Origin of the sequence: Actinoallomurus purpureus, assembly GCF_024055795.1 — a bacterium.
GTDB classification, from domain to species: Bacteria; Actinomycetota; Actinomycetes; order Streptosporangiales; family Streptosporangiaceae; genus Actinoallomurus; species Actinoallomurus purpureus.
Genome location: NZ_JAMXMY010000001.1, coordinates 975,174 through 1,002,087, shown reverse-complemented (window position 1 = coordinate 1,002,087; position 26,914 = coordinate 975,174). Strand labels below are relative to the sequence as shown.

Here is a 26,914-nt window from a genome sequence, read left to right as displayed (position 1 = left end):
CCCGTCATTACTGTCGACGCACGTGAGCGTGGGGGACTGGCCTATGGCACAAGCCAGGGAAAAGCTGCGGCTACGTTTTCGCCATTGCTTCTCCACTTCTGACGGTGCGACTTCGTGTCGCACGCTGTGAGGTGTAGGCCGGATCGACGAACACGACGGCGACGCCGGCCCGGCGTGCCTTGTAGACGATGAAGTCCGCGAGTTGGGCGAAGGCCCAGGAGTGCAGGGCGACCCGTTGGGGCTTGCGGAGCCGTACCCGGTCACGGATCCCTCTCAGCTGTTCGAGGGAGATGCCGTGTCCGGTGCGTTCAGCCTCGGTCACGATTGTCTTGGCGATGATGTGGTTCTGGTTCGCGGCGTGGCGTTTTTCGCGGCGGTTGCGTTTCTTGAGTAGGCGCTTGGCGGACTTGGTGGCCTTCTTCTGGAGCTTGCGGCGTAGTTCGAGCTGTCGCCTGCGGTGCCGGTTCAGGCCTCGCCCTGCGGCCTGGTAGCCGGTGGAGGTGGTGGCGATGTTGGCGATGCCCAGGTCCACGCCGATGAACCTCTCAGGCTCCTGCTGCTCGGCCTCGGGCACCTCGCACGTGGCGATCAGATAGAACACCCCATCGCGTTCGACCAGATCGCTTTCGCCCTTGCGGTGGGCGATCAGCTGCTTGAGCGCGTTCGGTGAGCAGGCGAACCGCACGCCCTTCAACCGGCCCGCCACCGTCCAGATCGAAACGGTCTGGGCGTCGTACTGCCACGACAAGCACCGATCGTCATACGGCTGTGCGGCCTGCGGGCGGAAGGCGATCGGTTTGGAGGCGGCCTTGAGGCGACGCTTAGAGCCCGGCTTGCCGAGGTTTCCGGCCCGCAGGTTGGCGTGCAGGCTGGTGTAGGCGTCCCGGACCTTCTTGATCACATGCTGCGCGGCCTGCGCGCCCAGACCCCGTTCCTTCAGCTCGGCATAGGTGTGTTTACGCAGTTCGTACTCACGCGGCACCCCACGCTCGAACGCCACACCCGACACCCAGCAGGCGGCTTCGTTGACCGTGTGCAGGGTGTGTTTCAGCGCCGCCGCCTGCATGGGCGTCGGCGTCAGCTTGACCTGCACCACGACCCTCACAGACCGTGACCATATCATTGCTTTACGTTGCCACGTCGGGAATCGAGCCCCGCTATTCGCAGGGGCCGCAGCGTCGTCTACGCCCTGCACGCACACGTGGTCTTCAGGCCCAAGTAGTGGGGCGAGCGCTTCTGGTCGCCGTCCTACTTGGCCGCATCCTGCGGCGGGGCACCGCTCAAGGCCGTCGAGGACTACACCGGAAAACCAGAAACGACCGGTCTAAGCGGCGCTAGCGCGCCGCACACGAGGGAAAGCGATTCCTCCCTCCCCTGAAGCGAAGGGGCGAGGTACCTCGCTAGATCATGCTGAACACCGGCGTGACCCCATACGGCCGGGGACAGCACCCGTGGCCTGTTCCGGTTACGCGATCCCGCTCGCGGACGGCGCGGGCTGCGGCGGCTGACTGCTCGCCTTACCCGGTAGGGTGTGTGCGGTCGGAGTACGTATCGGACTGATACGCATAGAAGAGGCGGCAATGGGAGAAGCGGATTTCGCCCATGGTCGGGAGCTGCCGGCCGGCATCGACGTCCGTGTTGCGCACCCGGCGCGGGTATGGAACTACCTGCTGGGCGGCAAGGACAACTTCGCCGCCGACCGCGAGGTCGTCGACCAGATCCGCGCCATTCTCCCCGGCGTCATCGCGATGGCACACGCCGACGAGGCGTTCCGCGGCAGGGCCGTCCGGTACCTCGTCGGCGAGGCGGGCATCAGTCAGTTCCTGGACATCGGCAGTGGACTGCCCGCCTCCGACAACACGCACCAGGTCGCGCAGGCCGTCGCTCCGGAGTCACGCGTCGTCTACGGCGACAACGATCACATGGTGCTGACACACGCCCGCGCCCTGCTCACCGGTGACGCCCCTGGTGTCACCGACTACATCTACGCCGACCTCCACGAACCCGATGGGATCGTGCGTGCCATCGACGGCACACTCGACCTCACCCGTCCTGTCGCGCTCATGTTGATGGGCAGATCCCTGATCTTCCTGGACGACGGTGCGGCGTTCACCGCGGTGAAGCGGCTGCTGGACGCGGTCCCCGCCGGCAGCCATCTGGTGATCACTCACTCCACCAACGAGGGCAGCGGCGAGGCGATGGACGAGGCCGTACGGCACTGGAACGAGTTCACCAGGAGCCGGATCACCATGCGGTCCCCGAAGCGATTCGCCGAGTTCTTCGACGGCCTCGAGCTGGTGCCGCCGGGCGTCGTGCCGTGCAGCCGCTGGCGCCCCGACCGGCTCACTCCGTCGAGCGACGGTGACCAGTTCGGGGCGATCGGGCGCAAGTCCTGACCCGTCGGGGCCTTCGAACCCGCCGAACCGAGGGATGGCAGGGGGTTGATTCGCGGACACCTATGCGCGTATAAGTAAACAACTTTCTTTCTAACAAGGACATGCAGCTCAGAGAGGCGCCTAGGTGATCAACCGGTATCCGGCGGGACCGCAACGCCTGCTGCGTCTGCTCAACGGGCGGGCGGTGCTGGAGGTGATCCACCGGGCCGGTCATCCGATCACGACCACCGACCTGGCGGGCCGGGTCGACCTGTCCCGGCCGACGGTGGCCGCCGCGGTGAGCCTGCTCCTGGAACGCGGCGTGATCAGCGAGGTGGGCCCGGTGACAGGCCGTAAGGGGCCCGCGCCCGCGCTGTACGAGGTCAACGCCGACTGCGCCTTCGCGATCGGCGTGGACGTCGGGCACAAGAAGATCCGTGCCGCGATCGCCGACGTCACCGGGCGCGTACGGGCGCGGACCGAGCAGGAGGGCCCCTCCGGCCGTGACGCGCTCGTCGAGCGCGTGCTGGCGATGTGCGAGGACCTGGCCGGACAGGTCGGCCTCTCCCCGGAGGCCATCGCCCAGGTCGTGATGGGAGTGCCGGCCGTCGTCGGACCCGACGGCCGCGCTCTGTCGTACGCCGCGGGCCTGCCCGACGCGGGGCGCGGACTCGGCGAGGCGCTCGGCCGCGCCATCCCGGCTCCGCTGATCCTGGAGAACGACGTGAACCTCGCGGCGCTGGCCGAGCGCAGGCAGGGCCACGGCACGGAGGTCGACGACTTCGTCCTCGTCAGCCTGGGCGTCGGCCTCGGCCTGGGCATGGTGGTCGACGGCCGCGTACGGCGGGGAGCGACCGGTGTCGCGGGCGAGGCGGGCTACCTGCCCAGCGATCGGATGATCGCGCCGCCCGGGCAGCGTCGGGACCTCGTGCAGGAGCACTTGGGGGCGCGGTACATCAGCGCCGAGGCGCGTCGCCTGGAGCTACCGGGCGACGGCAGCCCCCGCGCCGTATTCGAGCTGGCCCGTCGGGGAGACCCGGCCGCAGTGGGCATCGTGGACGACACCGCCCGCAGCATCGCGTACGTGGTGGCCTGCGTGGTTCCTCTGATCGATCCGGCCCTGATCGTGCTGGGCGGTGCCATCGGCGGCAACGGGGACCTGCTGCTCGCACCGGTCGCCCGGCACCTCGCGGACTTCAGCACCTTCCGGCCCCGGATCGTCGCCTCCGACCTCGGACCGGGCGCGGTGCTGCTCGGGGCCACGACCATGGCGTCAGATCGGGCGCGCGAGTCGACCTATGCGGCCGCCACCGCGCCGAGTGCCCCGATGGAGGCGCCGATGCCTCTTTCCTGACGTACTGCGGCGACGCCGTCTTGCCGGACAGCGCCGCCGCCAGAGGCGCCCGGGCGTTGCCGCGCCCGGAGCGATGACCATCCCTTCGCCCAGCGATGCCATCACCGAGGAAGGACGATCAGTGTTCAAATTTACCATCGGGGCCGTGGCGGGAACGGCCGCCGCGCTGCTGCTGGCCGGCTGTACGTCTGCCGGACCCGCGTCGTCGGGACCGGCCACCGCGATCTCGGCGGGCGCCTCGCACGCGCCGACCACGATCAGCGTGTGGACGTTCAACCACCTGCCCAACGAGGTGGCGGCGTTCACCGCGGCCCTGAACCGCCTGCACGCCAAGTTCCCGTGGTTGACCGTCAAGTTCGTCCCGAACAAGGACGACGCGGCATTCGCCAAGGCGGTCGCCGCCGGTGATCCGCCCGACGTCTTCGTCGCGGCGGCGCCGGACAACGTCGGCAAGTTCTGCGCGAACGGCACGGTCGCCGACCTCGGCCCGTACCTGTCGTCGGCGAAGGTGAATACGGCCGCGACCTTCCCGGCCGCGACGCTGGTCTACACGAAGTACCAGGGGAAGCAGTGCGCGCTGCCGCTGCTGACCGACGCGTTCGGGCTGTACTACAACAAGAAGATGTTCGCGGCGGCCGGCATCACCACGCCGCCGAAGACGCTCTCGGAGCTGGCCGCCGACGCCAAGAAGCTCACCGTGAAGAACGCCGACGGCTCCATCAAGACGTTCGGATTCGTCTCCCGGTCCGACTACAACGCCAACCGGTACCTCTACACCGGGGTGCAGAGCGCGAGCAGGTTCTACGGCGGCGACGGAAAGGCGACGTTCGCCACCGACCCGAAGTGGCAGCAGATGCTGCAGTGGGACAAGAACCTCAACGACTCCTACGGCCCGGGGAACGCGCAGAAGTTCGTCGGCCGTTACCAGCCGCACGCCGACGACACGAGCAACCCCTTCCTGACCGGCGCGGCGGCGATGGAGTTCGACGGCGAGTGGCACATCGGCGAGATCGACACGGCGAAGAAGGGCCTCGACTACGGCGTCGCGCCGATGCCCGTGCTCGACGCGGCGTCGGGCACGTACGGCGCGGGCGACACCCTCGGGACCGTCGCGTACCTGCCCGCCGGTTCCAAGCACAAGCAGGAGGGCTTCTTCGCGCTGCAGCAGCTCACCACCGACACGACGTTCCTGAACACGCTGGCGGACACGGTGTCGAACATCCCGAGCACCTTCGCCTCCCTGCAGAGCTGGGACAAGGCGAGCGACGCGCACTGGAAGCCGCTGGTCGACATGTTCAAGAACCCCGGCTCGTACTACAAGACGCTCACCCCCGCCGGTGAAGAGGACATGGACACGTGGAAGGAGTTCCTGCTCCAGTACGAGCAGGGCAAGGTGGCGAACCTGCCGTCCGGTCTGACCGGGATCGCCAAGAAGATCGACAACCTCAACACGCAGGCGGGGAACTAGGGATGGCGACCACCGTCGCCCGCGCCGGCGACGCCGTGAGCGGGGCGCGGGGGCGCTCCGCCCAGCGGACGCGCCGCCACCCGAGCAAGACCCGCTGGTGGGTCGTGCTGGCCTTCCTGTCGCCGTTCGTGATCGGGCTCGCGACCTTCGTGTTGTACCCGGTGGCCGCCACGCTGTACTACTCACTGACCAACTTCCAGGCCGGCTCTTACCGGCCCGTGCGGTTCGTCGGGCTGAACAACTACCGGACCCTGTTCACCCGGTCCGACAACTTCTGGATCGCGGTCCGCAACACGGTCTGGATGGTCGTGGTCATGGTGCCGCTGCGCACCGCCTGGGCGATGCTCACCGCCTGGGTGATCACCCGGGTGAAGCGCGGCCGCAACGTCTACCGCACGCTCTACTTCCTGCCCTCCATGGTGCCGCCGGTGGCCGCCGCGCTGTCGTTCATCGTGCTGCTCAACCCGGTCGGACCGCTCAACCGGCTGATGGGCCTGGTCGGCATCGACGGGCCGGGGTGGTTCTCCGACCCCGCCTGGTCCAAGCCGAGCCTGGTGCTGATGGCGCTGTGGGCCGCCGGCAACACGATGGTGATCTTCTCGGCCGCCATGCTCGACGTGCCGCGCGAGCTGTACGAGGCGGCCGACCTGGACGGCGCGGGCGCGTTCCGGAAGTTCCGCAGCATCACGCTGCCGGCGATCTCACCGGTGATCTACTTTTCGCTGCTCACCGGGATGATCTACGCGTTCCAGTACTTCACCGAGGCGTTCGTCGTGTCCGGCTCGGCGAACGTCGAGGCGTCCAGCAACGAGCTGCTCGGCTACCCCGCCAGGTCGCTGCTGTTCTACTCCACGGAGCTCTATCAGCAGGGCTTCTCGTACTTCAAGACCGGGTACGCGTCGGCGATGGCGTGGCTGCTCTTCCTGGCCATCTTCGCCGCGACCGTGGTGTTCATCCGCGTCTCCCGCCGCTTCGTGCACTACGCGGGCGGTGACCGGTGACCGCCGCGGGCATGACCGGGCGCCGGTCCGCGCCCGGCCACCACCGGCCGCCGATCGGGCGTCGTCTGCTGTACCAGCTGGCCGAGCACGCGCCGGCCGTCGCGGTCGCGCTCTGCTTCCTGCTGCCGTTGACGATCAGCGTGCTCACCGCGTTCATGACGCAGCACCAGGCGGGCACCGGGTCGCTCTGGCCGTCGCCCTGGGACTTCGCCAACTTCCGGCGGGTATTCACCGCGATGCCGTTCGGCCGTGACCTGCTCAACACGGTCCTGTACGCCGGGCTGTCCACGATCGGCACCATCGTCTCGTCGGTGCCCGTGGCGTACGCGCTGGCCCGGCTGCGCTGGCGGGGCCGGGAGGCGTTCTTCCTGGTGGTGCTGGCCGCGATGATGCTGCCCGCCCAGGTGACCAGCCTGCCGCTGTACGTCTTCTACTCGCACATCGGATGGGTCGGGACCCTCAAGCCACTGATCGTCCCGTCGTTCTTCGGCGACGCGTTCAGCATCTTCCTGCTGCGCCAGTTCTTCCGTACCATCCCCGGCGAGCTGACCGAGGCGGCGCGGGTCGACGGGGCGGGGGAGTTGCGCATCCTGCTGCGGGTGATGATCCCCATGACCAAGCCGGCGATCGCCGCCGTCGGGCTCTTCTCGTTCCTCTACGCCTGGAACGACTTCTACAACCCGCTGCTCTACACCGGTAACAGCCAGGGCGGCCAGACCCTCGCCGTGGCCCTCACCCAGCTCGCCAAGAGCGGGCACCAGAACGCGTACCAACTGCAGATGGCGGCGTCGCTGATGTTCCTGCTGCCCGTCCTGGTGCTGTTCTTCCTGGCGCAGAAGGTCTTCGTCGAGGGCATCGCGCTGACCGGCGTCAAGGGCTGACTACCGCCACGACGGCGGATCAAGCGAATCATTGGAGTAAGAGTGAAGATCACCGTTGTCGGCGGTGGCAGCACGTACACGCCCGAACTCGTGGAGGGCTTCGCCCGGCGCGCCGGTGTGCTTCCGGTCGACGAGCTGGTCCTGCACGACATCGACCCCGAGCGGCTCCGCGTCGTCGGTGGCCTGGCCGGGCGGATCCTCGCCCGGCACGCGTTCCCCGGCCGGCTGACCACCACGACCGACCTCGCCCAGGCGCTGGACGGGGCGGCGGCGGTCCTCATCCAGCTGCGCGCGGGCGGCCAGACGGCCCGGCTGACGGACGAGACACTGCCGAACAAGTTCGGGCTGATCGGTCAGGAGACCACCGGCCCGGGCGGCTTCGCCAAGGCCCTGCGCACGGTGCCCCTCGTGCTGGACATCGCCGCCGAGGTACGCCGCCGGGCCAGACCCGACGCGTGGATCGTCGACTTCACCAACCCGGTCGGCATCGTCACCCGGGCACTGCTGGACGCCGGGCACCGGGCGGTCGGCCTGTGCAACGTGGCGATCAAGTTCCAGCGGAGCCTGGCGGACCGGTTCGGAGTCGACGCCGACCGGGTCCGGCTCGGCCACGCGGGTCTCAACCACCTGTCGTGGATCCGCTCGGTCACCGTGGACGGCGACGAGCGCCTGCCCGGCCTGCTCTCCGGCGACACCCTCGCCGAACTCGCCGAGGAGGTGCGCGTGCCCGCCCGGCTGATGCGCGATCTGGGCGCGATCCCGTCCTACTACCTGCACTACTTCTACTGCACCGACCATGAGCTGGACCGGCAGCGGACCGGGCCGCACCGGGCCGAGCAGGTCCAGGCCATCGAGCGGGAGCTGCTCGCCCTCTACGAGGACCCGGACCTGGATCGCAAACCCGAACTCCTCGAACGCCGGGGCGGCGCCTACTACAGCGAGGCCGCCGCGGCCCTGGTGACCAGCCTGCTCACCGGTGACGGCGCGCACCACTACGTGGACGTGCGCAACGACGGAGTGCTGGACGGCCTGCCGGACGAGGCCGTCGTCGAGGTGCCCGCGCACGTCGACGCCGCGGGCCCGCACCCGGTCACGGTGCCGCCGCTGCCGCCCGAGATGCTCGGGCTGGTCCAGGCCGTGACGGCGTACGAGACCCTTACGATCGAGGCGGCGCTGACCGGCGACCGGTCGGTGGCCCGGCGGGCGCTGGTCGCCAACCCGCTGGTCCGCCAGTGGGACCTCGCGGTGCCGCTGCTGGACGCGCTCCTGGCGGCCAACCGTTCGCACCTGCCGCGGTTCTTCGGCGAGGAGCCGGCCGATGGCTGATCTCGTGGTGGGCGCCGACGGCGGGAACTCCAAGACCGACCTGGTGCTCGCGGACACCGGTGGGCGGCTGCTGGCCTGGGTGCGGGGCATCGGTACGCGCCCGCACGCCGACGGCATGGCGGTCACCGCCGGGCAGCTCGCCGACCTGACGCGCCGGGGACTGTCCGAGGCCGGCCTGCCGGAGACCACTTCCATCGCGGTCGGCGCGTACTTCCTGGCCAACGTGGACGTACCGGCCGACGAGCAGGAGGCGCTGCTGCGGCTGTCCCGGCTGGACGTGGCCGAGCGGACCCTCGTCCGCAACGACACGCTCGCCATCCTGCGGGCGGGCGCCCCGGAGGGCTGGGGGGTGGCGGTGGTGTCCGGCGCCGGCATCAACGCGGTCGGGGTGCACCCGGGCGGGCGGTCGGCCCGCTTCCTGTCGCTCGGCGACATCACCGGCGACTGGGGCGGCGGCATGGGCGTCGCGCGGGCCGCCATGGGCGCCGCCGTGCGGGCCGGTGATGGGCGCGGTCCCGCGACCGTGCTCCGAGAGGTCCTTCCTGGTCATTTTGGACTGCCGAGCGTGGAGACCGTCGCGCTGGCCGTCAGCGCCGGGGAGATACCCGCCATGGAGCTGCCCGCCCTCGCGCCGCTGGTGTTCGCCGCCGCCGACGACGGCGACGCGGTGGCGAGGGAGATCGTGACACGTCTCGGCGACGAGATCGTCACCATGGTGACCGCGCTGCTGCGCCGGCTCGATCTGCTGGGCACCCCCACGCCGGTGGTCCTTGGCGGCGGCACATTGCAGAACGACCAGATCCTCCTGCACGACCACATTCGGCGGCGTCTTGGCGAGGAGGCCCCGCTCGCCCGGCCGCAGGTGCTCGACGTGCCGCCGGTGGCCGGCGCCGCCTGTGAGGCGCTCATGGAGGCCCGTGCCCCGCAGGCCGCGTGGTTCAGCCTCCGCGAGGCGCTCGCCGGGACACGGCCGCCGCCCCCCACGCGCGGAGAGGCTCGATCCTGCCCCGCCGGATGAGAACCCGGCACGAAACCCGGGCCACCGCGGCGACGCCGTCGCGGACGGCCTTGGTCCTTGGCGGTCACCGCCTCGATCAGTTCGGCGCGGCGACCGCCAAGGACCTTCGTGAGGCCGACGACAGGATGAAGCGAGTACTAGTCTTCGAGCTCCTTCTGCCACTGGTGCTCGTGCTCGCGCTGGCGCTGCCGCTGCGCCTGCGCCTGCTCGTTCCTCGCGATCGCGATGTTGTTGTTCCGGTTGTTGATCCGGATGCGGAGATGGTTGAAAAGCTCGTTCTGGTTGGCGTTGAAGTTCCGGTGGTGCGAGAGGAACCTGAAATGCGAGGAGTGGCGCCAGCCGCCACCACCACCCCACGTGGGAGCCTGCGCGGACGCGGGTGAGCTTGTGAGCAGGGCCCCCGCCGCCGCCACGAGGGCCAGGCCGCCGGTGGTGCACGTCTTCTTCAGCACGTCAATCTCCTTTTGTCGGGTACCGAGCCGTCACAAGCCGCGCTTCCCTGCTTTTTCGGGACTGCGCTGCAATTTGTATCATTCCCCGGTCGATTCCCGACAAGACAACTACAAGGTAAGATAGCAACAAAGGCACAGTTCTGTGAATCGGACTTATCGTGCCGTATCAAGGTTAAAAGTCATATTGCTCGCCAGGGCGGACGGAAGGCGTCATGCGGTTGACCGTATTGCCGTCAATCTGCCTTTCGCCCGCCTCGCCACCTCGATCGCATGGGGATAAAGTCCCGATCTGTCACCGCGCCGGAGCGACTCCCTTGCCGAAATGGGCGCGCAGGCGGTCGTACGCCTCGGGTGGGGCGCCGGTGGCGTCGAGGCCGAGGAGGGCGGCGCCCAGGAGCGGGGGAGCCTCGACGATGAGGAGCTTGGCCTGCGGGGCGAGCTCCGCCAGCCGATCCTCGATCGCGCTCATCAGCTGCGGATGCCGGGCGGCCAGGACGCCGCCGCCCAGGACGACCTCCACGGGGACGTCGAGCAGGTCCAGGCGGCGCAGCGCGACGGTCGCGAGCGCCACGACCTCCTCGGCCTGACGATCGACCAGGCCCCGCGCGACCGGGTCGCCCTCGGCCGCGACCGCGAACAGGACCGGGGAGAGCTCTCCCAGCCGGCCCTCGGAGATCTCCCCGAAATGGATCGCGAGCCCGACGTCGCCGGCGCTGTCCGACCCGAAGTGGGCGGCGACGGCGGCGGCCAGGGCGGTGTGGGGACCGCGCCCGTCCTCGGCGCGGACCGCGTGCCACAGCGCCTCCTCGCCGAGGTGGTGACCGCCGCCCCAGTCGCCGGTCACCCGCCCGATCGAGGGGAACCGCGCGACCCGCCCGTCCGGAGCCACGCCGGCGCAGTTGATGCCGGCGCCGCACACGACCGCGACGCCCCAGTGCTCGGTGGTACCCGCCCGCAGCAGGGCGAACGTGTCGTTGCCGACCTGTACGGTGCGGCCCCATCCACGCTCCGTGAACAGCCGGTGGAACTCCTGCTCCTCCACCGGCAGGTCCACGTTGGCCAGGTACGCCGAGACGTGGTCGAGCACCGGGCCCGCCCCGGCCGCCGAGAGCGCGCGGGTCACCGCCTCGGCGACGGTGTCCACCGCGTGCGTCACGCCCTCGGCGACCGGGCGGAACCCGCCGCCGCGCGTGGTGGCCAGGACCTCGCCGCCGGCGGTGAGCACGGCGACGTCGGTCTTGCTGTTGCCGCCGTCGATCGCGAGGATCACGCGTTCACCGCCCAGGGCAGGTGGGCGGCGTTCGCGGCGACGAGGCGCCGGGCGAGCTCGTCGGCGGTGCTCGCCTGGCCGATCAGCGGATGGGCCAGCAGCGCGTCGGAGACCCGGTCGACGCCGCCCTTCAGCGCGGCCTCCAGGGCCAGCTCCTCGTACGCGGCGACGTGTGCGATCAGTCCTGCGTACAGCGGCTCGACCGGGTCGACCGGCAGCGGCTCCGGCCCGGCCGCGCCGATCCGCGCCGGGACCTCGATCACCGCCTCCGGCGGCAGGAACGGCAGGCGGCCGCCGCCCCGGACGTTGACGACCTGAACGTCGCCGCGGTCGCTCGCCAGGGAGGCGACCAGGTCGACGGCGGCCTCGGAGTAGTACGCGCCGCCGCGTTCCTCCAGCAGCGCGGGTTTCTCGTCGAGGGCCGGGTCGGCGTACATCTCCAGCAGGCCCTCCTCGATCGCCGCGACCTCCTCCGCCCGGGAGGGGGCGTGGAGCTGCTCGGCGACCACCGCGTCATGCTCGTAGAAGTAGCGCAGGTAGTAGGACGGGACGACGCCGAGGCGGCGGATGAGGGCGGCCGGCAGCTCGAGGTCGGCGGCGATGTCCTCGGCGTGGTCGGCCAGGAGCCGGGGGAGGACGTCCTGCCCGTCGACGTGCACCGCGCGTTCCCAGGTCAGGTGGTTGAGGCCGACGTGCCCCAGCCGGACCCGGTCGGGCGGTACGCCGAGCGCGGCGGCGAAGCGGCGCTGGAAGCCGATGGCGACGTTGCACAGGCCGACGGCCCGGTGCCCGGCGTCCAGCAGCGCGCGGGTGACGATGCCGACCGGGTTGGTGAAGTCGACGATCCAGGCGTCCGGTGCCAGGGCGGCGATCCGCTCGGCGATGTCCAGCACGACCGGGACGGTGCGCAGCGCCTTGGCCAGCCCTCCCGCGCCGGTCGTCTCCTGTCCGACGCAGCCGCAGTCGAGCGGCAGCGTCTCGTCGACGTGGCGGGCCGCCTGGCCGCCGACGCGCAACTGCAGCAGCACGGCGGAGGCGCCGTCGACGCCCTCGTCCAGGTCCGGCGTCGTACGGATCACGCCCGGGTGGCCCTGCCGGGCGAAGATGCGCCGGGAAAGGCCGCCGACCAGCTCCAGGCGGCGCTCGTCCGGATCGACCAGGGCCAGCTCCGAGACCGGCAGTGTCGCGCGCAGCCGGGCGATGCCGTCCACGAGCTCCGGCGTGTACGTCGACCCGCCGCCGACCACACATATCTTCATCCCTTCACCCCCGTCAAGGTCACGCCCTGGATGAACACCCGCTGCGCCAGGAAGAACACGATGATGACCGGCAGCACGGTCAGGAGCGTCGCGGCCATGGTCAGGTTCCACTCGACGTGATGGGCGGCGCGGAAGGTCGACAGGCCCACCGCGAGCGTCCACGTCTGCGGCTTGGTGTAGATGAGCGGCCCGAAGTAGTCGTTCCAGGCGTAGAAGAACTGGAACAACGCCACCGCCGCGATCGCCGGCCGGGCCATCGGCAGGATCACCCGGAGCATCGTGCGGACCTCTCCGCAGCCGTCGACGCGGGCGGCGTCGGCGTACTCGCGGGGGATCGTCACGAGGAACTGCCGCAGGAGGAAGATCGAGAACGCGTCGCCGAACAGCATCGGGATGATCAGCGGCCACAGCGTCCCGGTCAGGTGGAACCGCGCCCACACGATGTACATCGGCACGATCGTGACCTGCGGCGGCAGCATCATCGTCGTGATGACCAGGACGAACGCCGTCTTCCGGCCACGGAAGCGGAAGCGCGCCAGCGCGTACGCCACCGGCACGCTGGAGATCAGCATGAACACGGTGGCCAGCACCGCGTACACGAGCGTGTTGAGGAGCCAGCGCAGCATCACGCCGTCGTCGGTGGTCAGCGCCTTGCCGAAGTTCTCCCAGTGCCAGGAGCTCGGCCACAGGGCGCCGGTGAGCGTCTGGTTCGCGCTCATCACCGCGGTCAGGAACATGAACACCAGCGGCGCCAGGAACATGATCGCCATGGCGATCGCGATCGCGTGCGTGGCGGTCCAGTACAGCAACCGCCGCCCGCGCGGCCCCCTTACGGTGGCGCGCGGCGGCGAGCCGACGGCCGGGGGACGGGCCGCGAGGGTCGTCGTTCCGGTCAACGTGCCTCCTCTCAGTCGTCGTCGCCGAACGCGTGGAACCGGCGGAGCAGGATCAGAGTGAAGACCATCGCGACGGCGAACAGCACGAGCGCCAGCACACAGGCGTAGCCCATGTTGAACTGCTGGAACCCCTCGTTGTAGAGCGTCTGGGGGAAGGTCAGCGACGCGCCGTCGGGATAGCCCGGTGCCGTGGTCGTGCCCGCCTGGTCGGCGTTGCCCTGCGAGGCGTTGGCCGCGACCATCGCCTGCGTGAAGTACTGCAGCGTCTGGATGACCCCGGTGACGACCGAGAACATCAGCACCGGGGAGATCGTCGGCAGGGTGATGCGGCGGAACTGCTGCCAGGCGTTCGCCCCGTCGATCGCCGCCGCCTCGTACAGCGTCTTGGGCACGTCCAGCAGCGCCGCCAGAAGGATGATCATGACGTCGCCGATGCCCCAGAGGGCCAGCAGCGTCAGGCCCGGCTTGGTCCATGCCGGGTCGTTGAACCAGTCCGGCAGGTGGATGCCGATCTTGGCGGCGATCCCGTTGATCGGCCCGGTGCCGGGATTGACGACGAAGACGAACGCCACGGTCGCGGCGACCGGGGGGATCAGGAACGGCAGGTAGAAGATCGCGCGCAGCAGGTTCCCGCCCCGCTTGATCTTCGCCAGCAGCTGGGCCAGGCCGAGGCCGAACAGCACCCGCGACGGCACCATCACCACGACCAGCCACAGCGTGTTCTTGATCGCCGTCCAGGCGTACGGGTCCTTGAACAGGAACCTGTAGTTCGTCAGCCCGACCGGCCGCAGCTGGAACAGGTTGTAGCGGAAGAAGGAGAAGTAGACCGTCGCGGCCAGCGGGTAGGCGAAGAAGAACGAGAACCCGATCAGCCACGGCGACATGAACGCCAGGACCCGGATCCGGTGGCGGCGACGGGCCCGCGTCGCCACCACCGTCGCCGGTCCGGCGGTCAGTACGGCCGCCACCGTCAGCCTCCCGCCAGCTTGAGCGCGTTGTCCACCTGCGTGTCCAGCTTCGTCAGCCCCTGATGGAGGTCGGAGACCTTGCCGGGCTCCCACTGGTCCTGCACGAAGCTCTGGAACTTCACGATGAAGTCCCCGCCGTTGACCGTGGACGGGATGGTCGTGCTGTTCGGGTTCTTGAAGACGTCGAGGAAGGTCTGGAACTGCGGCGGCAGCGTCAGCTTCGGCGAGGACAGCGCCGGGATGGTGCTGGGGACGTTGCCGAGGCCGTTGGCGAAGGTGACCAGCGCGTCGGTGTTCGTGGTCATGTACTTCACGAACTCCCACGACGCCTGCGGATGCCGGGCACCCCGCGGGATCCCGATGACGGTGCCGGTGACGAAGCCACCGCCGTAGGTGGTCTGCCGGTCGTCGTTCACCGGCACGGGGGTCGTGGCGTACTGGACCTTCGGCGCCTCCTGCTGGAGGAACTTCACGCGCCACTCGCCATCGACGGCCATGGCGACCTTGCCCTTCTCGAAGGGGTTGGACGCCTCGAACTCCTGGCCCATCGAGTGGACGAACTTCTTGACGTTGTCGTAGCCGTACCAGTCGAGCAGGCTCTTCTGCCACCGCAGGTACTTGGTGAAGCCGGGGTCGGAGGCGAAGTTCGCCCGGCCCTGGGCGTTCAGCCAGGTGACGCCGAAGCTCGGGGCGATGTGCTCGGGGACGTGTTCGTAGTAGGTGTCCGACGGCAGGAACCCGGCGACCTTGATGGAGCCGTCCGGGTTGCGGACCGTCAGCTTCTTGGCCAGCGCGGTCAGCTCGCTGATCGTCTTGGGCGGCTGCTCGCCCTTCATCAGCGCCTTGTTGGTGTACAGGGCGTAGTCGTCGGCCAGCAGGGGGAGGGTGCAGCGGGCACCCTTGTACTGGGTGTAGGTCTGCACCGCCTGCGGGAAGATCCCCAGGTCGACGTTGTCCTTCTGCAGGAAGGGCGTCAGATCCTGCAGCGCGCCGCTGGAGCAGAACTGGCCGACGTTGTTGGTGGAGAACGACGACACGACGTCGGGCGGGTTGCCGCCGCGCACCGCGTTGAGGATCTTCGTGTCGTCCTGCCCCTTCACGAGCTTGACCGTGATGTTGGGATGCAGCCGGCGGAAGCCGGCGACGGCGTCGTCGAAGGCCTTGACTTCGTGTGGGGCGCTCCAGCCGTGCCAGACCTCGATGGTCTGCGGGGCCTCGGCCTTGGGCCCGGAGTCAGCGGGGGACCCGCCGCCGCCCGCGGTACAGGCGGTGGCGAGGAGGGTGGCGGTGAGGGCGGTCACGAGCCGCCGGTGGCGTCGGAACACTCCTGTTCTCCTTCGGGCGCCGACCGGGGGAGCGGTCGGGAAGAGGACTAGCGGACGGTACTGGAGAAGATCCGTTCACGGGTCTCGCCGAGGGCGAGGTGCAACGCGCCGGTCAGGACGGGATCACCGCCGACCGAACTGAGCCGCAGCGGGGGACGAGGGATGGCCATCGTGTACAGCTCGCGCGCCACGAGGCAGCGCAGCGGTTCCCCGCCGGCGATGGGGGTGTCACCGGCGAGGACGATCAGTTCGGGGTCCAGGACGCTCACGATCGCGGCCAGGCCGGTCGCGAGCCGGCCGGCCAGCTCGCCGAGCCCGGCGGCGGCCCGCTCGTCGCCGGCCTCCAGCGCCGTACGGGCGCGGCCGACGATCTGCCCGGCGTCGCTCCCGCGGAAGCCGTGGGCGCGCAGCAGCTTGAGCACGGCGGGCGCGCCCGCGACGGCCTGCAGACCTCCGGTGTTGGCCCGGCCCGGTTCCCGGATGATGGGGGCCGCGGCGACCGGCATGTAGCCGACCTCGCCGGCGCCGCCGGTGGCGCCGCGCACCAGCGAGCCGCCGAGGACGATCGCCATGCCGATGCCGGCGCTGACCCACAGCAGCACGAAGTTCCGGGAGCCCGCGGCCGCGCCGTGCGCGAGCTCGGCCATGGCGACGAGGTTCACGTCGTTCTCCACCGCGACGGGTACGCCGATGCCGTCCCGAAGCCGGCTCAGCAGGTCGGGGATGTGCCAGCCGGGCAGGTGGGAGGCATAACCGAGCCGGTCGGTGCGGGGATCCAGGGCGCCGGGAAGACCGATGACGACCCGGTCGACCCGGTCGAGGGTCAGGCCGGCGGCGTGGGCGGCGCCCTCCACGGCGGCGCGGGCGCGGGCGACCGCGTCGCCTCCGGACCGTCCGGGGGTGGCCAGTTCGAACGTCCCGGTGACGGTGCCGGTGAGGTCGGCGACGGAGGCTCGGATGCGCGCGCGCCGGACGTCCAGCCCCGCGACGTGACCGGCGTCGGCGTTGATGCGGTACACCTCCGCCGTGCGCCCCGGCCCGCCCTCGCGGATCCCGTCGAGGACGACCAGGCCCGCCTCCCGCAGCCGGGTGAGGAGCTGGGAGGCGGTGGGCTTGGACAGGCCGGTGAGGACTCCGATCTCGGGCCGGGTCAGCGGGCCACGGGCCAGCAGCGCCTCCAGTGCCGCGCGGTCGTTGATCGCCCGCAGCAGGCTCGGTGTCCCGGGCGTCGAGGTGGGCACGGCGTCTCCGCTGCTCATGCGAGTTAGGAAACTTTCCTAACGCATGCTGCGGAACCTATGACCACACGCTCCCGGCGTCAAGACGGCGCGACGGAGTCGTTATCGAACGCGGCGCCCGTGAGGCCCGGGGCGGCGGAAGACGCGGGCTGAGGACCGGAGAAGGCAAGGCGCACCCGGGTCAGCCGGCGGTCAGGATGAACCGCTGGCGGCCGAAGGCGATCTCGTCGCCGGGGCGTACGCGGGTCGGGCCCGCGATGCGGTAGCCGTTGACCCGCGTGCCGTTCATCGAGCCCAGGTCGGCCAGCAGCCAGGTGGTGCCGGCCTGGCGCAACTCGGCGTGGAGCCGGGAGACGCTCAGGTCCGTGACGACGAACTCGCAGGTCGGGGCGCGTCCGATGACCAGGCGCGCCCGGTCGCGTGCGGGCAGGGTGAACCGGGGGAGGCGTGGTGCCCGCCAGGCGGCCTCGACGCGGGCGGTCATCGCCGACAGAGACGCGACGGCGCCGGTCAGGCCGCGTACGACGCGGTTGCCGGGCGGCAGGTCGTGGACCAGCTGGGACAGTTCCGCCTGGGTCCGGGCCCGCAGCGCGGTGTCGACGCGGCGCTCGAACGTCTCATGGGACAGCCGGCCTTCGGCGGCGCGGTCGCGGAGCACCCGGAGGACACGGTCGCGGTCTTCGTCCGAAGCGCGTACCGGAAGCCCCTCCATGGTCGAAGTATCGGGCCCGAAAAGTCCGTTGTCCAGCAAGGGCTGATCGCCGCTCGTCAGAGTGTCGGCCACAGTTGATCTACAATGTAAAGGCGTCGGCCGTCGAAACCTCCCTGCCGTCGAAACCCCCTAAGGAACGACCTCCCAGACGACCTGCAGAGCCGGCGGCTTCCTGAAAACAAGACCCCGCGGCGACGCGGGCCGGGCGAGCCGAAGACCCGGGAGACGCCCCAGCGCCTGGAGCACGGTCGCGGTCTCCATGCGGGCCAGGTGTGCGCCGAAGCAGAAGTGCGGGCCGCGCGCGAACGACAGATGGCGGTCGACGTCCGCCCGCCGCAGGTCGTACCGGTCCGGATCGGCGAAGACGGCCGGATCCCGGTTGGCCGCCGCGATCGAGACGCGCACCAGGTCGCCCTTTGCGACGCGCGCCTCCCCGAGGGTCACGTCCTCGGTCGCGTACCGGTCCACCACCGCGGCCGCGGGCTCCAGGCGGGCCGACTCCTCGACGGCGGCCGCGATGAGGGCCGGCTCGCGGTGCACCAGCGCGAGCCGATCCGGGTCCTCCAGCAGGTGCAGCACGGCGTTGGTGATCATGCCCTCGGTCGTGTCGATGCCGCCGAACATCAGGACCGCCGCGTTCGCCACCACCTCGTCCGTGGTCAGTTGACGGGCGGCGGACGCCAGCAGGGAGGGATCGTCGGGGGCGCGCTCGCCGAGGGCCTCTTCGACCTTCGTCCGCAGCCGGTCGTACGCGTCCGTGGCGTTCGCCGGGCGGCCCGCCGTGATGGCCGAGACGGCCGCGACGAACGCGTCGTACCAGGAGCGCACGGTGGCGGCCGTCACGCCTCGCAGGCCGAGCGCCTCGGTGACCACGGCGACCGCCAGCGGGCCCGCCAGGTCGGCGCGGACCTCGGCGTGCCCACCCGCCGCGACGCCGCCGACCAGGCGGTCGACCTCGCTCCGGACGAACTCGGTGAACCGGGCGCGGGTCTCGGCCGGCCGGAACCGCCGGGCGAACGCGTCGCGGTGCCGGGTGTGGGCAGCGCCGTCGAGGGAGAGCATGCTCGTCCCGACCACCTGAGCCGTCGAGAAGCGCGGGTCGTCCACGGTGAACGTCGCCGCGTCCCGCAGGACGCGAAGCGCCAGGTCGTGGCGGGTGATGAGCCACCCGTCGAGGACGGGGATCCAGGACACCGGCTCGGCCACGCGCAGCCGGGCCAGCAGCGGATGCGGATCGGCCTCCAGCTCTTCGATGGTGGCGCTTGCACCGACGGGAAACGTCACCTATGCGAGGTTAGTGGCTGTTCGTCCGTGCTCCCCGCACAGGTCGCCTTCCTCGGGCGTCACCTGGGCGGCACCTGATCAGTCGCGATCGGACGTGACCGAGGCACGGAGGGTGCGGATGGCGGCGAGAACCTCGTCGCGGTTGCCGGCGGCCTTGATCCAGGCGGGCAGGCGCTCGACCAGACTGCCCGAACCGGTGTTCGGGTGGCGCTCGCGCAGTCGCGCGGCGACGTAACCCTCCAGCACGTCCAGGTGGGCGGCGTTGTAGGCCCACAGGGTCCGGCCCCCGCAGCAGCGTCGCCGCAGCCACAGCGGCAGCCCGAAGTACGGGTCGCCCGGCCCGGTCAGGCGGGGCACCGCGAGCGGGGGACCGCCGGCGAAGTACAGGTCACCGTCGCCCTTCCGGGCCGGCCGCGGCGACCAGTCCCGCGTGAGACCGCAGCCCGGGCAGGTGAGACGGTGCGGAGCCGTGAGGAACTGGACGGCGTACCGGTGGCACGTCAGGTGATCGGGATGGACGGCCACGACCGCCCGGCCGCCGCAGCGCGGGCAGACCACGAGGATCTCCCGTGCGAAGTCGAACAGCCGCCACGCCCGGTCCCGGAACCGCTCGCCCTCGCCCACACCTCATGATCTCAGGCCTGCATCCCGGCCCGGTCGGCGGGAATTCGGACGGCACGGAACCGGTCACGGACCGCTCATCGGCGGTCATTGACCGTTTCCGGGACCGTGCCGATGATCGCTAAGATCGCCCGGATGCACGAGTGACGTGCACGAGCAGATCATCACGGAGTAGCCCGCCCATGGAGGCACTGCGCGCCGGCGACCCGGCGGAGACCGGAGGGTACCGACTGCTGGCCCGGCTGGGCGCCGGCGGGATGGGACAGGTGTACCTCGGGCTGTCGCCGGGTGGCCGTCACGTCGCGATCAAGGTGATCCGCAGTGACTTCGACAGCCCCGAGGCGCTGGCGCGGTTCCGCCGCGAGGTGGCGACCGTGGGGGAGCTGCGCAGCCCGTTCACCGCGGCGCTGGTCGGCGCCGGCCTCGACGCGCCTCCGTACTGGCTGGCCACCGAGTACGTCCAGGGGCCGACGCTGGCGCAGGCCGTGGCGCGGTACGGGCCGCTGCCCGTCCCGACCTGCCTTCGGCTGATGGCCGCGCTCGGCGAGGCGCTCGCGGACGTTCACGCCCGCGGTGTGCAGCACCGGGATCTCAAGCCGCACAACGTCATCCTCGCCCCGGACGGCCCGCGCCTGATCGACTTCGGTATCGCCCGGGGCGACGACCAGACGGCGATCACGCACACCGGCGCGGCGGCGGGCACACCCGGGTATCTCGCGCCGGAGGTGATCCAGTGGCAGCGGATGAGCCCGGCCGCGGACGTGTTCGCGCTGGCCGGGACGATCGCGTATGCGGCGACCGGGCGCCCGCCGTTCGGGGTGGGCGACGCGCACGCGGTGATCTACCGCAGTGTTCACGCTGCCGTTGACGTCGCCGGGGTCGAGCCGGGCCTGGCCGGGCTCATCGCGCGGTGCGCGGAGAAGGATCCGGCGGCGCGGCCTGCCGCGGGGCAGGTGCCGGCGCTCTGCGGCGTCCAGGGCGCGATCACCGACGACCCGGCGTACCGGCGGCTGCTCGATCTGACCGAGGTCCCGCCGCCGGACCTTCCGACGGCGGTCGCCCACGGTCTCGTCCCGCCCGGCCACGGCCAGGCGACCGGCGTCCTGACACAGTCGGCTCCCGCCCTGCGGTCCCGCCGGACTCTCCTCGGGATGATCGGCGGCGGCGCGGCGGCGGCCGTGGTCGCGGGCGTCCTGCTCTTCCAGTTCGCCCCGGGCCTCGGTGACAAGGGCGGCTCCCACTCGACGCAGGGCACGGGGCAGGCCGGGACCGGTGGAACCGGCGCCGGCGGCCGCTCCCCGAGCACCGGCACCACCGGCTCACCGACCCGGCCCACGTCCGCCGGGAAGCCCACGGACGTTTTCTCCAAGGAGACCGATCCGGACTTTCAGGTAATGGCCTGGAAGGACGGCCGGTGCACGCCCCCCGTGCGCACCGAGAGCTCCGCGGAGCCGCTGTCGCCGCAGTGGTCCGCCCCCCGCGAACCGGTCGCGCCGCATACCAGCGTCGACGTCGGGTTCCGCTCCAAGTACGGAGCCCCGGCCGGCTACTACATCGCGGCCGAGATGCGTCCCCCGGTCGGCATGGGCGGCAACGAGGTCACCGGGATCGTCAAGACGCGGCCGGTCCTCCTTAAGGCGTCCGATGATACGACCTTGCGCTATCCGAAGGACTTCACCCAGCCGAAAGGCTGGGCCTACGACCTTGAGCGGGGCGCGTGGACGGTGATCTGGTACCACGTCCACTCGAACGGAAACGCCTACTACATCGGCTGCGACGGGTTCACGGTGTCCTGAGGGCCCGCCCCCGTGGGGCCCCGGTCAGTCGCTGAGGAGCGCCTCGGAGGCCGTGCGGCTGGCGGCGGCCAGGTCGGCGGCCTTGCCGGGGACCTCGCGGGCGTGCTCGCGCCACCAGGCCTGCCCGGCCTTGGACAGGGTGTGGATCGGGTCGTAGTACTCGTAGCGCCGGTTCAGCGCGTCCGGGTCGTCGCTCTCCAGGGCGGTCCGGTAGTTCTTCGTCCAGTAGGAGATGCCGCGCTCGGTGTCGTACTCGGCGACCTGGTGCACCCAGCGCTTGCCGACGTACGGGACGTCGCAGACGATCCGGGGTGTGGCGAAGCCGGGCAGGTAGCCCATGATCCCGTGCTGGAGCCGCTGGGCCTCGCCCAGCGGCAGCCGCCAGTGCTCGCTGAACGGGATCATGTCGCACAGGTAGAAGTAGTAGGGCAGCACGCCGTTGTCCTGCAGCGCGAAGCAGAGGTCGAGGAGCTGCTCGACGGTGGTGTTGACGCCGTGCAGCAGCACGCCCTGGTTGCGCACGTCGCGCACTCCGGCGTCCAGCATGGCCCGCGCGGCCTTGGCCACGAGGGGGGTCATCGACTGGGCGGCGTTGACGTGCGTGTGGATGGCCAGCTGCGCGCCGCGCGCCCGCGCCTTGATGGCCAGGCGCTCGACGCCGGCGCGTACGTCGTCCTGCAGCCAGTGCTGGGGCAGGCCCATCAGCGCCTTGGTGGCCAGGCGGATGTCGCGGATGTTGTCGATGTCCAGCAGCCGGTCGACGAAGGACTCCAGGCGCGCCCACGGCATGTTGGCCACGTCGCCGCCGGAGACGACGACGTCGCGGACCTGCGGGGTGCGGCGCAGGTAGTCCAGCATCGCCTCGACCCGGTCGGGCTGCTTGAGCGTGAAGCGGTGCTTGTCGATCTGCGGGGTGGAGTTGCCGACCAGGTCCATGCGGGTGCAGTGGCCGCAGTACTGCGGGCAGGTGGGCAGCAGCTCGGCGAGGACCTTGGTGGGGTAGCGGTGGGTGAGGCCCTCCGCCGCCCACATCTCCGCCTCGTGCAGCGAGTCGCGGCTGGCGACGGGGTGGGAGGGCCAGTCGGTGCGCCGATCACTGAACACGGGCAGCATGTAGCGGCGCACCGGGTCGGCGTAGAACGCCTCCGCCCCGCTCACGTCCATCGTGTTCAGCATCTGTGGCGGCACGAGCATCGACATCGTCGCCCGCTCACGCTGGTCGCGCTCGAGGTCGGCGTAGAAGTCCTCGCTCAGCAGGTCGCCCATCACCTGACGCAGCTGGCGGATGTTCTTCACACAGTGCGCACGCTGCCACTGCGCGGACTCCCACTCCGCGGCTGTGACGTCACGCCAGCCGGGGAGGCGACGCCAGTCGGGCTCGACGAGCTCGCGATGACGGTAGGCGTACGGCTGCGGGTGCCCTCCGGGCGCCGACGCGGACTCCTCGGCCACAGCGGTCACAATGTCCTCCAGGATGAACTCTTGCATTAGCCTGACGATACGAGAAATATTCTCGTAGGGCCAAGAGTAGTCGGAAGATTTTCCATCAGCGAGGTGAGGGATGAGAAGTTCTCCGGTGGGTATGCACCGGGTCGCCGAGCCGCCGGGCGTGCTGCCGCAGGCGGCCGACCGCCTTGACACCGACCCGCGCATCCGCGACGACGAGGTACGGGTGCGGGTCGAGCGGCTCAACCTGGACGCCGCCTCGTACCGGCAGCTGCACACCGCGCACGGGGGCGACCCCGACCGGATCCGCGCCGAGGTCGCCGAGATCATCCGGACGCGCGGGAAGATGCACAATCCGGTGACCGGTTCGGGCGGCATGCTCATCGGGGTCGTCGACGAGGTCGGCGCCCGGTCCCCGCTCGGCCTGCGGCCCGGGATGCGCGTCGCCACCCTGGTCTCGCTCACCCTTACCCCGCTGCGCGTCGACGACGGCCTGGCCCGCTGGGACGGGCGGAGCGAGCAGGTGCCCACGGACGGGCACGCGATCCTGTTCGCCCGCTCGATCGCCGCCGAGCTGCCCGCCGACCTGCCGCCCGAGTTGTCCCTGGCCGTGCTCGACGTGTGCGGCGCACCGGCCCTGACCTCCCGCGTCGTCGGCTCGTACGCCTCACCGACCGTGGCGGTGGTGGGCGCCGCGGGCAAGAGCGGTTCGCTGTCCCTGGCAGCCGCCCGCCGCGCCGGCGCCAAGCGGACCGTCGGCGTGGTGCCGAACGAGACCGAGGCCGCGCGGCTGCGCGCCTCCGGCCTGGCCGACGAGGTCGTGCTCGCCGACGCCCGCGACCCGATCGCGCTCGCCGAGGCCGTCGGCGACGGCGCCGACGTCACGGTCGTGTGCGTGGACGTGCCCGGCTGCGAGCACGGCGCGATCCTGGCCACCGCCTCCGGCGGAACCGTGATCTTCTTCTCGATGGCCACGTCGTTCTCGGCGGCGGCGCTCGGCGCCGAGGGGCTGGCGGCCGATGTGACCATGCTGATCGGGAACGGGTACGTCCCCGGTCACGCGGAGCTGGCCCTGGACCTGCTGCGCGCCGAGCCGACCCTGCTGAAGATGTTCCAGGAGCGGGTGGAGACGGAATGACGAAACTGGATCTGGACCCGAGCGTGGTGCGCAAGGCACGAGCGCTGGCCGAGCGCGCCGCCCGGCCGGTGATCGAGATGGCCCGCACCCACACGACCGTGTCGGTGGAGCGCGCGCAGTTGCGGCTGGCCGGCCTGACCGGCGCAGACTCCGACGGGCTGCCCTGGGTCAACCACCTCGTCGACGCCGTACGCGACCAGGTGGGCCTCGAGCACGGGGTGGCGCTGCCGGTCTTCGACGCCTTGGCGCGCGAGCCGTACGCCGACCTGGGCGGCCTGGCGCGGGCGGCGTCGCTGGGAGCGGTGACGTTCCGCCTGCCGGCCGGCGGCGACGCCGGCGCGGCCGCCGAACTGGCCCGCGCCGCGGCCCGGCGGGGCGTCGGCCGCATCGACGCGCGCCGCGCCGAACGCGACGTGATGCTGCGCGAGACCGGCGACCCCCGCCAGCCGTGGATCTACCTGATCGTGGCCACCGGCGACATCTACGAGGACATCCCGCAGGCGCAGGCAGCCGCCCGCGAGGGCGCCGACGTCGTCGCGGTGATCCGTTCCACCGGGCAGTCGCTGCTGGACTACGTGCCCGAGGGCGCCACCCGCGAGGGTTACGCCGGGACGTACGCCACCCAGGAGAACTTCCGGCTCATGCGCGGCGCGCTCGACGACGTCTCACGCGAGCTCGGCCGGTACGTGCGGCTCACCAACTACGCCTCGGGGCTGTGCATGCCCGAGATCGCCACGCTCGCCGGGCTCGAACGGCTCGACATGATGCTCAACGACTGCATGTACGGCATCATCTTCCGCGACATCAACCCGCGGCGCACCTTCATCGACCAGCGGTTCTCCCGCCAGATCCACGCCCGCGCCGGCATCGTGATCAACACGGGCGAGGACAACTACCTGACCACCGCCGACGCCGTCGACGCGGCCCACACCGTCATCGTCAGCCAGCTGCTGAACGAGCGGTTCGGCAAGGAGGCGGGCCTGGCCGACTGGCAGCTCGGCCTCGGGCACGCCTTCGAGATCAACCCGGCGATCCCCGAGTCGTTCCGCCTGGAGCTCGCCCACGCCCAGCTCGTACGCGAGCTGTTCCCGGACGCGCCGCTGAAGTACATGCCGCCGACCAAGCACATGACCGGAAACGTCTTCGCCGGCTACCTGCTCGACGCGTTCTTCAACCTCGCCGGCGTGATGACCGGCCAGTCGATCATCCTGATCGGCATGATGACCGAGGGCATCCACACGCCCTGGCTGTCCGACCGCGACCTGGCCCTGGAGAACGTGCGGTACGTGCGGGACGCCTGCGGCGCGCTCGCCGAGGACTTCGTCCCGCGCCCGGACGGATTCATCGTCCAGCGCGCCCAGCAGGTGCTGTCCGAGTCCGTCGACCTGCTCGAGCGGATCTGTGATGACACGCTGCTGGCCGCGATCGCCGACGGGACGTTCGGGGTGACCCGGCGGCCCGCCGACGGCGGCAAGGGCCTGGACGGCGTCGTCGAGCGCGCCGACGGCTACTTCAACCCGGTCACCGAGATCCTGGAGTCGCAGGACCCGCACGCCACCGCCGTGCCGACGCCCGCAGGGAGCACAGATTGAGACCGCACGAGTCGACGACCGACCTGACCGCCGCGCAGGACCTGCCATCGATCATCCGGCCGTACGGCGACACGACCGGTGACGCGATGGTGCAGCTGTCGTTCACGCTGCCCGTGCCCTCCGGGCGGCGCGCCGAGCTGGCCGCCCTGCAACTGGCCGGGAAGATGGGGCTGGATCCGGCCAGCGTGGTGCATTCCAAGGCGATGGGGCCGAACTTCACGTTCTTCATCGTGTACGGGAAGGTCAACCACCTTATCGACTACGTGGGCATCGAGGTGCCCGAGGGCCGGGAGTACCCGCTGCTGTCGGCCAAGGAGATCGACCTGGCCATCCGCACCGTCCTGAACCGCCGCATGGTCGTCGTCGGGGCCTGTATCGGCACCGACGCGCACACGGTCGGTATCGACGCGATCCTGAACGTCAAGGGGTTCGCGGGGGAGAAGGGCCTGGAGTACCACCGCGAGATCCAGGTGATCAACATGGGTGCGCAGGTGACCGTCGAGGAGCTCGTCGAGCGGGCCAAGGCCGAGAACGCCGACGCCGTGCTCGTCTCTCAGGTCGTCACCCAGAAGAACGCCCACATCCACAACACCAAGCAGATGGCGGCCGCCTTCCACGCCGCGTACCCGACGGCGGTCGGGCCCGGCATGGGCCGGCCGCTGCTCATCGCGGGCGGCCCGCGCTTCGACACGGTCACCGAGCAGGAGCTCGGCGTCGACCGTATCTTCGGCAAGGGCACGACTCCCGGCGAGGTCGCGAGCTACCTCGTGCACGCCCTGTTGCCCAACTGGACCCCCGAGGACCCCACGGAGAGCACATGAGCGAGCGGAGCGAGCGAATCATGAGCACAGCACCTCTGGTCACTTCTCCGACGAAGGAGGTCGCATGACCGCCGAACCGGACCCGCGCGTCGGCCTCACCGTCACCCACCGCCGGTACGTCCCCTACGCGCACGCCCACTACGGCGGGAACCTCGTCGACGGCGCGTACGTCCTGGGCATGTTCGGGGACGTCGCGACCGAGGTGTGCGTCCGCGCCGGCGGGGACGAGGGCCTGTTCGCCTCCTACGACGACGTGCAGTTCCGCGCCCCCGTCAACGCGGGGGACGTCCTGGAGGCGACCGCGACGGTCATCCGCGCGGGCCGCCGCAGCCGCACTCTGGCGTTCGAGGCGCGCGTCGTGTGCCGGGCGCGCCCGGACAAGGGGCCGTCGGCCGCCGAGGTGCTGCCCGAGCCCCTCGTCGTCGTCACCGCCACCGGAACGGTCGTCCTACCGCACGCCGGTACGTGACCGGCTGACCGACACGCGATGAACGGCCTCGATCCCGGGGATTTCCGGGAGCTGTCACGGCCCCGTTGACCTGCGGAAATGCGGCAATCCGCAGGTCGTGGGCACCTTGACATCGCTACGGATCTCGATAGGTTGCCTGAACGTCCACCGCAGGACTGACCGGTCGGCCGACCGGGGCGCCGCGAATCTTGCGCCGCGACGGGG

24 protein-coding genes are annotated in these 26,914 nt (G+C 70.7%); 12 read left to right on the top strand and 12 right to left on the bottom strand.

The annotated features are described in order from the left end of the window. Positions 1 to 70: 70 nt before the first annotated feature. Positions 71 to 1,066, bottom strand: coding sequence for an RNA-guided endonuclease InsQ/TnpB family protein (locus NE236_RS04545; RefSeq protein ID WP_252840500.1), 996 nt, complete (start codon positions 1,064 to 1,066; stop codon positions 71 to 73). A 514-nt stretch (positions 1,067 to 1,580) separates the two neighbouring features. On the opposite strand from NE236_RS04545, the gene NE236_RS04540 reads away from it, so the two are divergent. The 7 genes from NE236_RS04540 (at position 1,581) to NE236_RS04510 (ending at position 9,423) form a co-directional block, all read left to right on the top strand. Then, the gene (locus tag NE236_RS04540; protein WP_252840499.1) at positions 1,581 to 2,396 is read left to right on the top strand and encodes an SAM-dependent methyltransferase; all 816 of its coding nucleotides are present in this window, start codon (positions 1,581 to 1,583) and stop codon (positions 2,394 to 2,396) included. A gap of 124 nt (positions 2,397 to 2,520) precedes the next feature. Further along, the gene (locus NE236_RS04535; protein WP_252840498.1) at positions 2,521 to 3,729 is read left to right on the top strand and encodes an ROK family transcriptional regulator; all 1,209 of its coding nucleotides are present in this window, start codon (positions 2,521 to 2,523) and stop codon (positions 3,727 to 3,729) included. 145 nt (positions 3,730 to 3,874) lie between these two features. Then, positions 3,875 to 5,197, top strand: a complete 1,323-nt coding sequence (locus NE236_RS04530; RefSeq protein WP_252840497.1) for an ABC transporter substrate-binding protein — start codon at positions 3,875 to 3,877, stop codon at positions 5,195 to 5,197. A 2-nt stretch (positions 5,198 to 5,199) separates the two neighbouring features. Beyond that, the gene (locus tag NE236_RS04525; RefSeq protein WP_252840496.1) at positions 5,200 to 6,198 is read left to right on the top strand and encodes a carbohydrate ABC transporter permease; all 999 of its coding nucleotides are present in this window, start codon (positions 5,200 to 5,202) and stop codon (positions 6,196 to 6,198) included. A gap of 11 nt (positions 6,199 to 6,209) precedes the next feature. Then, positions 6,210 to 7,079 (top strand): carbohydrate ABC transporter permease, encoded by an 870-nt coding sequence (locus tag NE236_RS04520; RefSeq protein WP_252840495.1) that lies wholly within the window; start codon positions 6,210 to 6,212, stop codon positions 7,077 to 7,079. A 42-nt stretch (positions 7,080 to 7,121) separates the two neighbouring features. Further along, positions 7,122 to 8,405, top strand: coding sequence for a 6-phospho-beta-glucosidase (locus tag NE236_RS44315; protein ID WP_252840494.1), 1,284 nt, complete (start codon positions 7,122 to 7,124; stop codon positions 8,403 to 8,405). Next, positions 8,398 to 9,423: an N-acetylglucosamine kinase gene (locus NE236_RS04510; protein ID WP_252840493.1), complete on the top strand. Its 1,026-nt coding sequence runs from the start codon at positions 8,398 to 8,400 to the stop codon at positions 9,421 to 9,423. The genes NE236_RS44315 and NE236_RS04510 overlap by 8 nt, the downstream gene beginning before the upstream one ends. A gap of 137 nt (positions 9,424 to 9,560) precedes the next feature. Here the strand turns inward: NE236_RS04510 and NE236_RS04505 are convergent, their stop codons facing one another. From NE236_RS04505 to NE236_RS04460, 10 genes are all read right to left on the bottom strand, one after another. Continuing rightward, positions 9,561 to 9,875, bottom strand: coding sequence for a hypothetical protein (locus NE236_RS04505; protein ID WP_252840492.1), 315 nt, complete (start codon positions 9,873 to 9,875; stop codon positions 9,561 to 9,563). 292 nt (positions 9,876 to 10,167) lie between these two features. Beyond that, complete coding sequence (locus tag NE236_RS04500) at positions 10,168 to 11,145, bottom strand: N-acetylglucosamine kinase (protein WP_252840491.1); 978 nt, start codon at positions 11,143 to 11,145, stop codon at positions 10,168 to 10,170. Next, the gene (locus NE236_RS04495) at positions 11,142 to 12,404 is read right to left on the bottom strand and encodes a 6-phospho-beta-glucosidase (protein ID WP_252840490.1); all 1,263 of its coding nucleotides are present in this window, start codon (positions 12,402 to 12,404) and stop codon (positions 11,142 to 11,144) included. Before NE236_RS04495 ends, NE236_RS04500 begins: the two co-directional genes overlap by 4 nt. Beyond that, complete coding sequence (locus NE236_RS04490) at positions 12,401 to 13,300, bottom strand: carbohydrate ABC transporter permease (protein ID WP_252840489.1); 900 nt, start codon at positions 13,298 to 13,300, stop codon at positions 12,401 to 12,403. Before NE236_RS04490 ends, NE236_RS04495 begins: the two co-directional genes overlap by 4 nt. Before the next feature lie 11 nt (positions 13,301 to 13,311). After that, the gene (locus tag NE236_RS04485) at positions 13,312 to 14,268 is read right to left on the bottom strand and encodes a carbohydrate ABC transporter permease (RefSeq protein ID WP_252840488.1); all 957 of its coding nucleotides are present in this window, start codon (positions 14,266 to 14,268) and stop codon (positions 13,312 to 13,314) included. 2 nt (positions 14,269 to 14,270) lie between these two features. After that, complete coding sequence (locus NE236_RS04480) at positions 14,271 to 15,593, bottom strand: ABC transporter substrate-binding protein (protein WP_252840487.1); 1,323 nt, start codon at positions 15,591 to 15,593, stop codon at positions 14,271 to 14,273. Between the two features lie 47 nt (positions 15,594 to 15,640). Beyond that, positions 15,641 to 16,852: an ROK family transcriptional regulator gene (locus tag NE236_RS04475; RefSeq protein WP_252840486.1), complete on the bottom strand. Its 1,212-nt coding sequence runs from the start codon at positions 16,850 to 16,852 to the stop codon at positions 15,641 to 15,643. A gap of 160 nt (positions 16,853 to 17,012) precedes the next feature. Further along, positions 17,013 to 17,543: an FHA domain-containing protein gene (locus tag NE236_RS04470; protein WP_252840485.1), complete on the bottom strand. Its 531-nt coding sequence runs from the start codon at positions 17,541 to 17,543 to the stop codon at positions 17,013 to 17,015. A 129-nt stretch (positions 17,544 to 17,672) separates the two neighbouring features. Beyond that, complete coding sequence (locus NE236_RS04465) at positions 17,673 to 18,827, bottom strand: cytochrome P450 (protein WP_252840484.1); 1,155 nt, start codon at positions 18,825 to 18,827, stop codon at positions 17,673 to 17,675. A 78-nt stretch (positions 18,828 to 18,905) separates the two neighbouring features. Beyond that, positions 18,906 to 19,451, bottom strand: a complete 546-nt coding sequence (locus NE236_RS04460; RefSeq protein ID WP_252840483.1) for a hypothetical protein — start codon at positions 19,449 to 19,451, stop codon at positions 18,906 to 18,908. Between the two features lie 179 nt (positions 19,452 to 19,630). On the opposite strand from NE236_RS04460, the gene NE236_RS04455 reads away from it, so the two are divergent. Beyond that, complete coding sequence (locus NE236_RS04455) at positions 19,631 to 21,244, top strand: serine/threonine-protein kinase (protein WP_252840482.1); 1,614 nt, start codon at positions 19,631 to 19,633, stop codon at positions 21,242 to 21,244. A gap of 24 nt (positions 21,245 to 21,268) precedes the next feature. Here NE236_RS04455 and NE236_RS04450 read toward each other — a convergent pair whose 3' ends face one another. Next, entirely contained in the window at positions 21,269 to 22,732 is a 1,464-nt protein-coding gene (locus NE236_RS04450; protein WP_252840481.1) for a KamA family radical SAM protein, read from the bottom strand. Between the two features lie 94 nt (positions 22,733 to 22,826). Here NE236_RS04450 and kdd point away from each other — a divergent pair, with 94 nt between their 5' ends. From kdd to kal, 4 genes are all read left to right on the top strand, one after another. Continuing rightward, entirely contained in the window at positions 22,827 to 23,828 is a 1,002-nt protein-coding gene (gene kdd / locus NE236_RS04445; protein ID WP_252840531.1) for an L-erythro-3,5-diaminohexanoate dehydrogenase, read from the top strand. Then, on the top strand, positions 23,825 to 25,420 hold the full coding sequence (gene kamD / locus NE236_RS04440; protein ID WP_252840480.1) for a lysine 5,6-aminomutase subunit alpha: 1,596 nt from the start codon (positions 23,825 to 23,827) through the stop codon (positions 25,418 to 25,420). Before kdd ends, kamD begins: the two co-directional genes overlap by 4 nt. Beyond that, the gene (gene kamE / locus NE236_RS04435) at positions 25,417 to 26,241 is read left to right on the top strand and encodes a lysine 5,6-aminomutase subunit beta (RefSeq protein WP_252840479.1); all 825 of its coding nucleotides are present in this window, start codon (positions 25,417 to 25,419) and stop codon (positions 26,239 to 26,241) included. The genes kamD and kamE overlap by 4 nt, the downstream gene beginning before the upstream one ends. A 64-nt stretch (positions 26,242 to 26,305) precedes the next feature. Continuing rightward, positions 26,306 to 26,710: a 3-aminobutyryl-CoA ammonia lyase gene (gene kal, locus NE236_RS04430; RefSeq protein ID WP_252840478.1), complete on the top strand. Its 405-nt coding sequence runs from the start codon at positions 26,306 to 26,308 to the stop codon at positions 26,708 to 26,710. Positions 26,711 to 26,914: the final 204 nt, after the last annotated feature.

Bases quoted from the DNA above. Each gene is read 5' to 3' on its own strand.
- NE236_RS04525 (WP_252840496.1), top strand. From the start codon at position 5,200: ATGGCGACCACCGTCGCCCGCGCCGGCGACGCCGTGAGCGGGGCGCGG.
- NE236_RS04520 (WP_252840495.1), top strand. From the start codon at position 6,210: ATGACCGGGCGCCGGTCCGCGCCCGGCCACCACCGGCCGCCGATCGGG.
- kdd (WP_252840531.1), top strand. From the start codon at position 22,827: ATGCACCGGGTCGCCGAGCCGCCGGGCGTGCTGCCGCAGGCGGCCGAC.
- NE236_RS04495 (WP_252840490.1), bottom strand. From the start codon at position 12,404: ATGAAGATATGTGTGGTCGGCGGCGGGTCGACGTACACGCCGGAGCTC.
- NE236_RS04450 (WP_252840481.1), bottom strand. From the start codon at position 22,732: ATGCAAGAGTTCATCCTGGAGGACATTGTGACCGCTGTGGCCGAGGAG.
- NE236_RS04545 (WP_252840500.1), bottom strand. From the start codon at position 1,066: ATGCAGGCGGCGGCGCTGAAACACACCCTGCACACGGTCAACGAAGCC.
- NE236_RS04455 (WP_252840482.1), top strand. From the start codon at position 19,631: ATGGAGGCACTGCGCGCCGGCGACCCGGCGGAGACCGGAGGGTACCGA.
- NE236_RS04540 (WP_252840499.1), top strand. From the start codon at position 1,581: ATGGGAGAAGCGGATTTCGCCCATGGTCGGGAGCTGCCGGCCGGCATC.
- NE236_RS04475 (WP_252840486.1), bottom strand. From the start codon at position 16,852: ATGAGCAGCGGAGACGCCGTGCCCACCTCGACGCCCGGGACACCGAGC.
- kamD (WP_252840480.1), top strand. From the start codon at position 23,825: ATGACGAAACTGGATCTGGACCCGAGCGTGGTGCGCAAGGCACGAGCG.
- NE236_RS04470 (WP_252840485.1), bottom strand. From the start codon at position 17,543: ATGGAGGGGCTTCCGGTACGCGCTTCGGACGAAGACCGCGACCGTGTC.
- NE236_RS04510 (WP_252840493.1), top strand. From the start codon at position 8,398: ATGGCTGATCTCGTGGTGGGCGCCGACGGCGGGAACTCCAAGACCGAC.
- kal (WP_252840478.1), top strand. From the start codon at position 26,306: ATGACCGCCGAACCGGACCCGCGCGTCGGCCTCACCGTCACCCACCGC.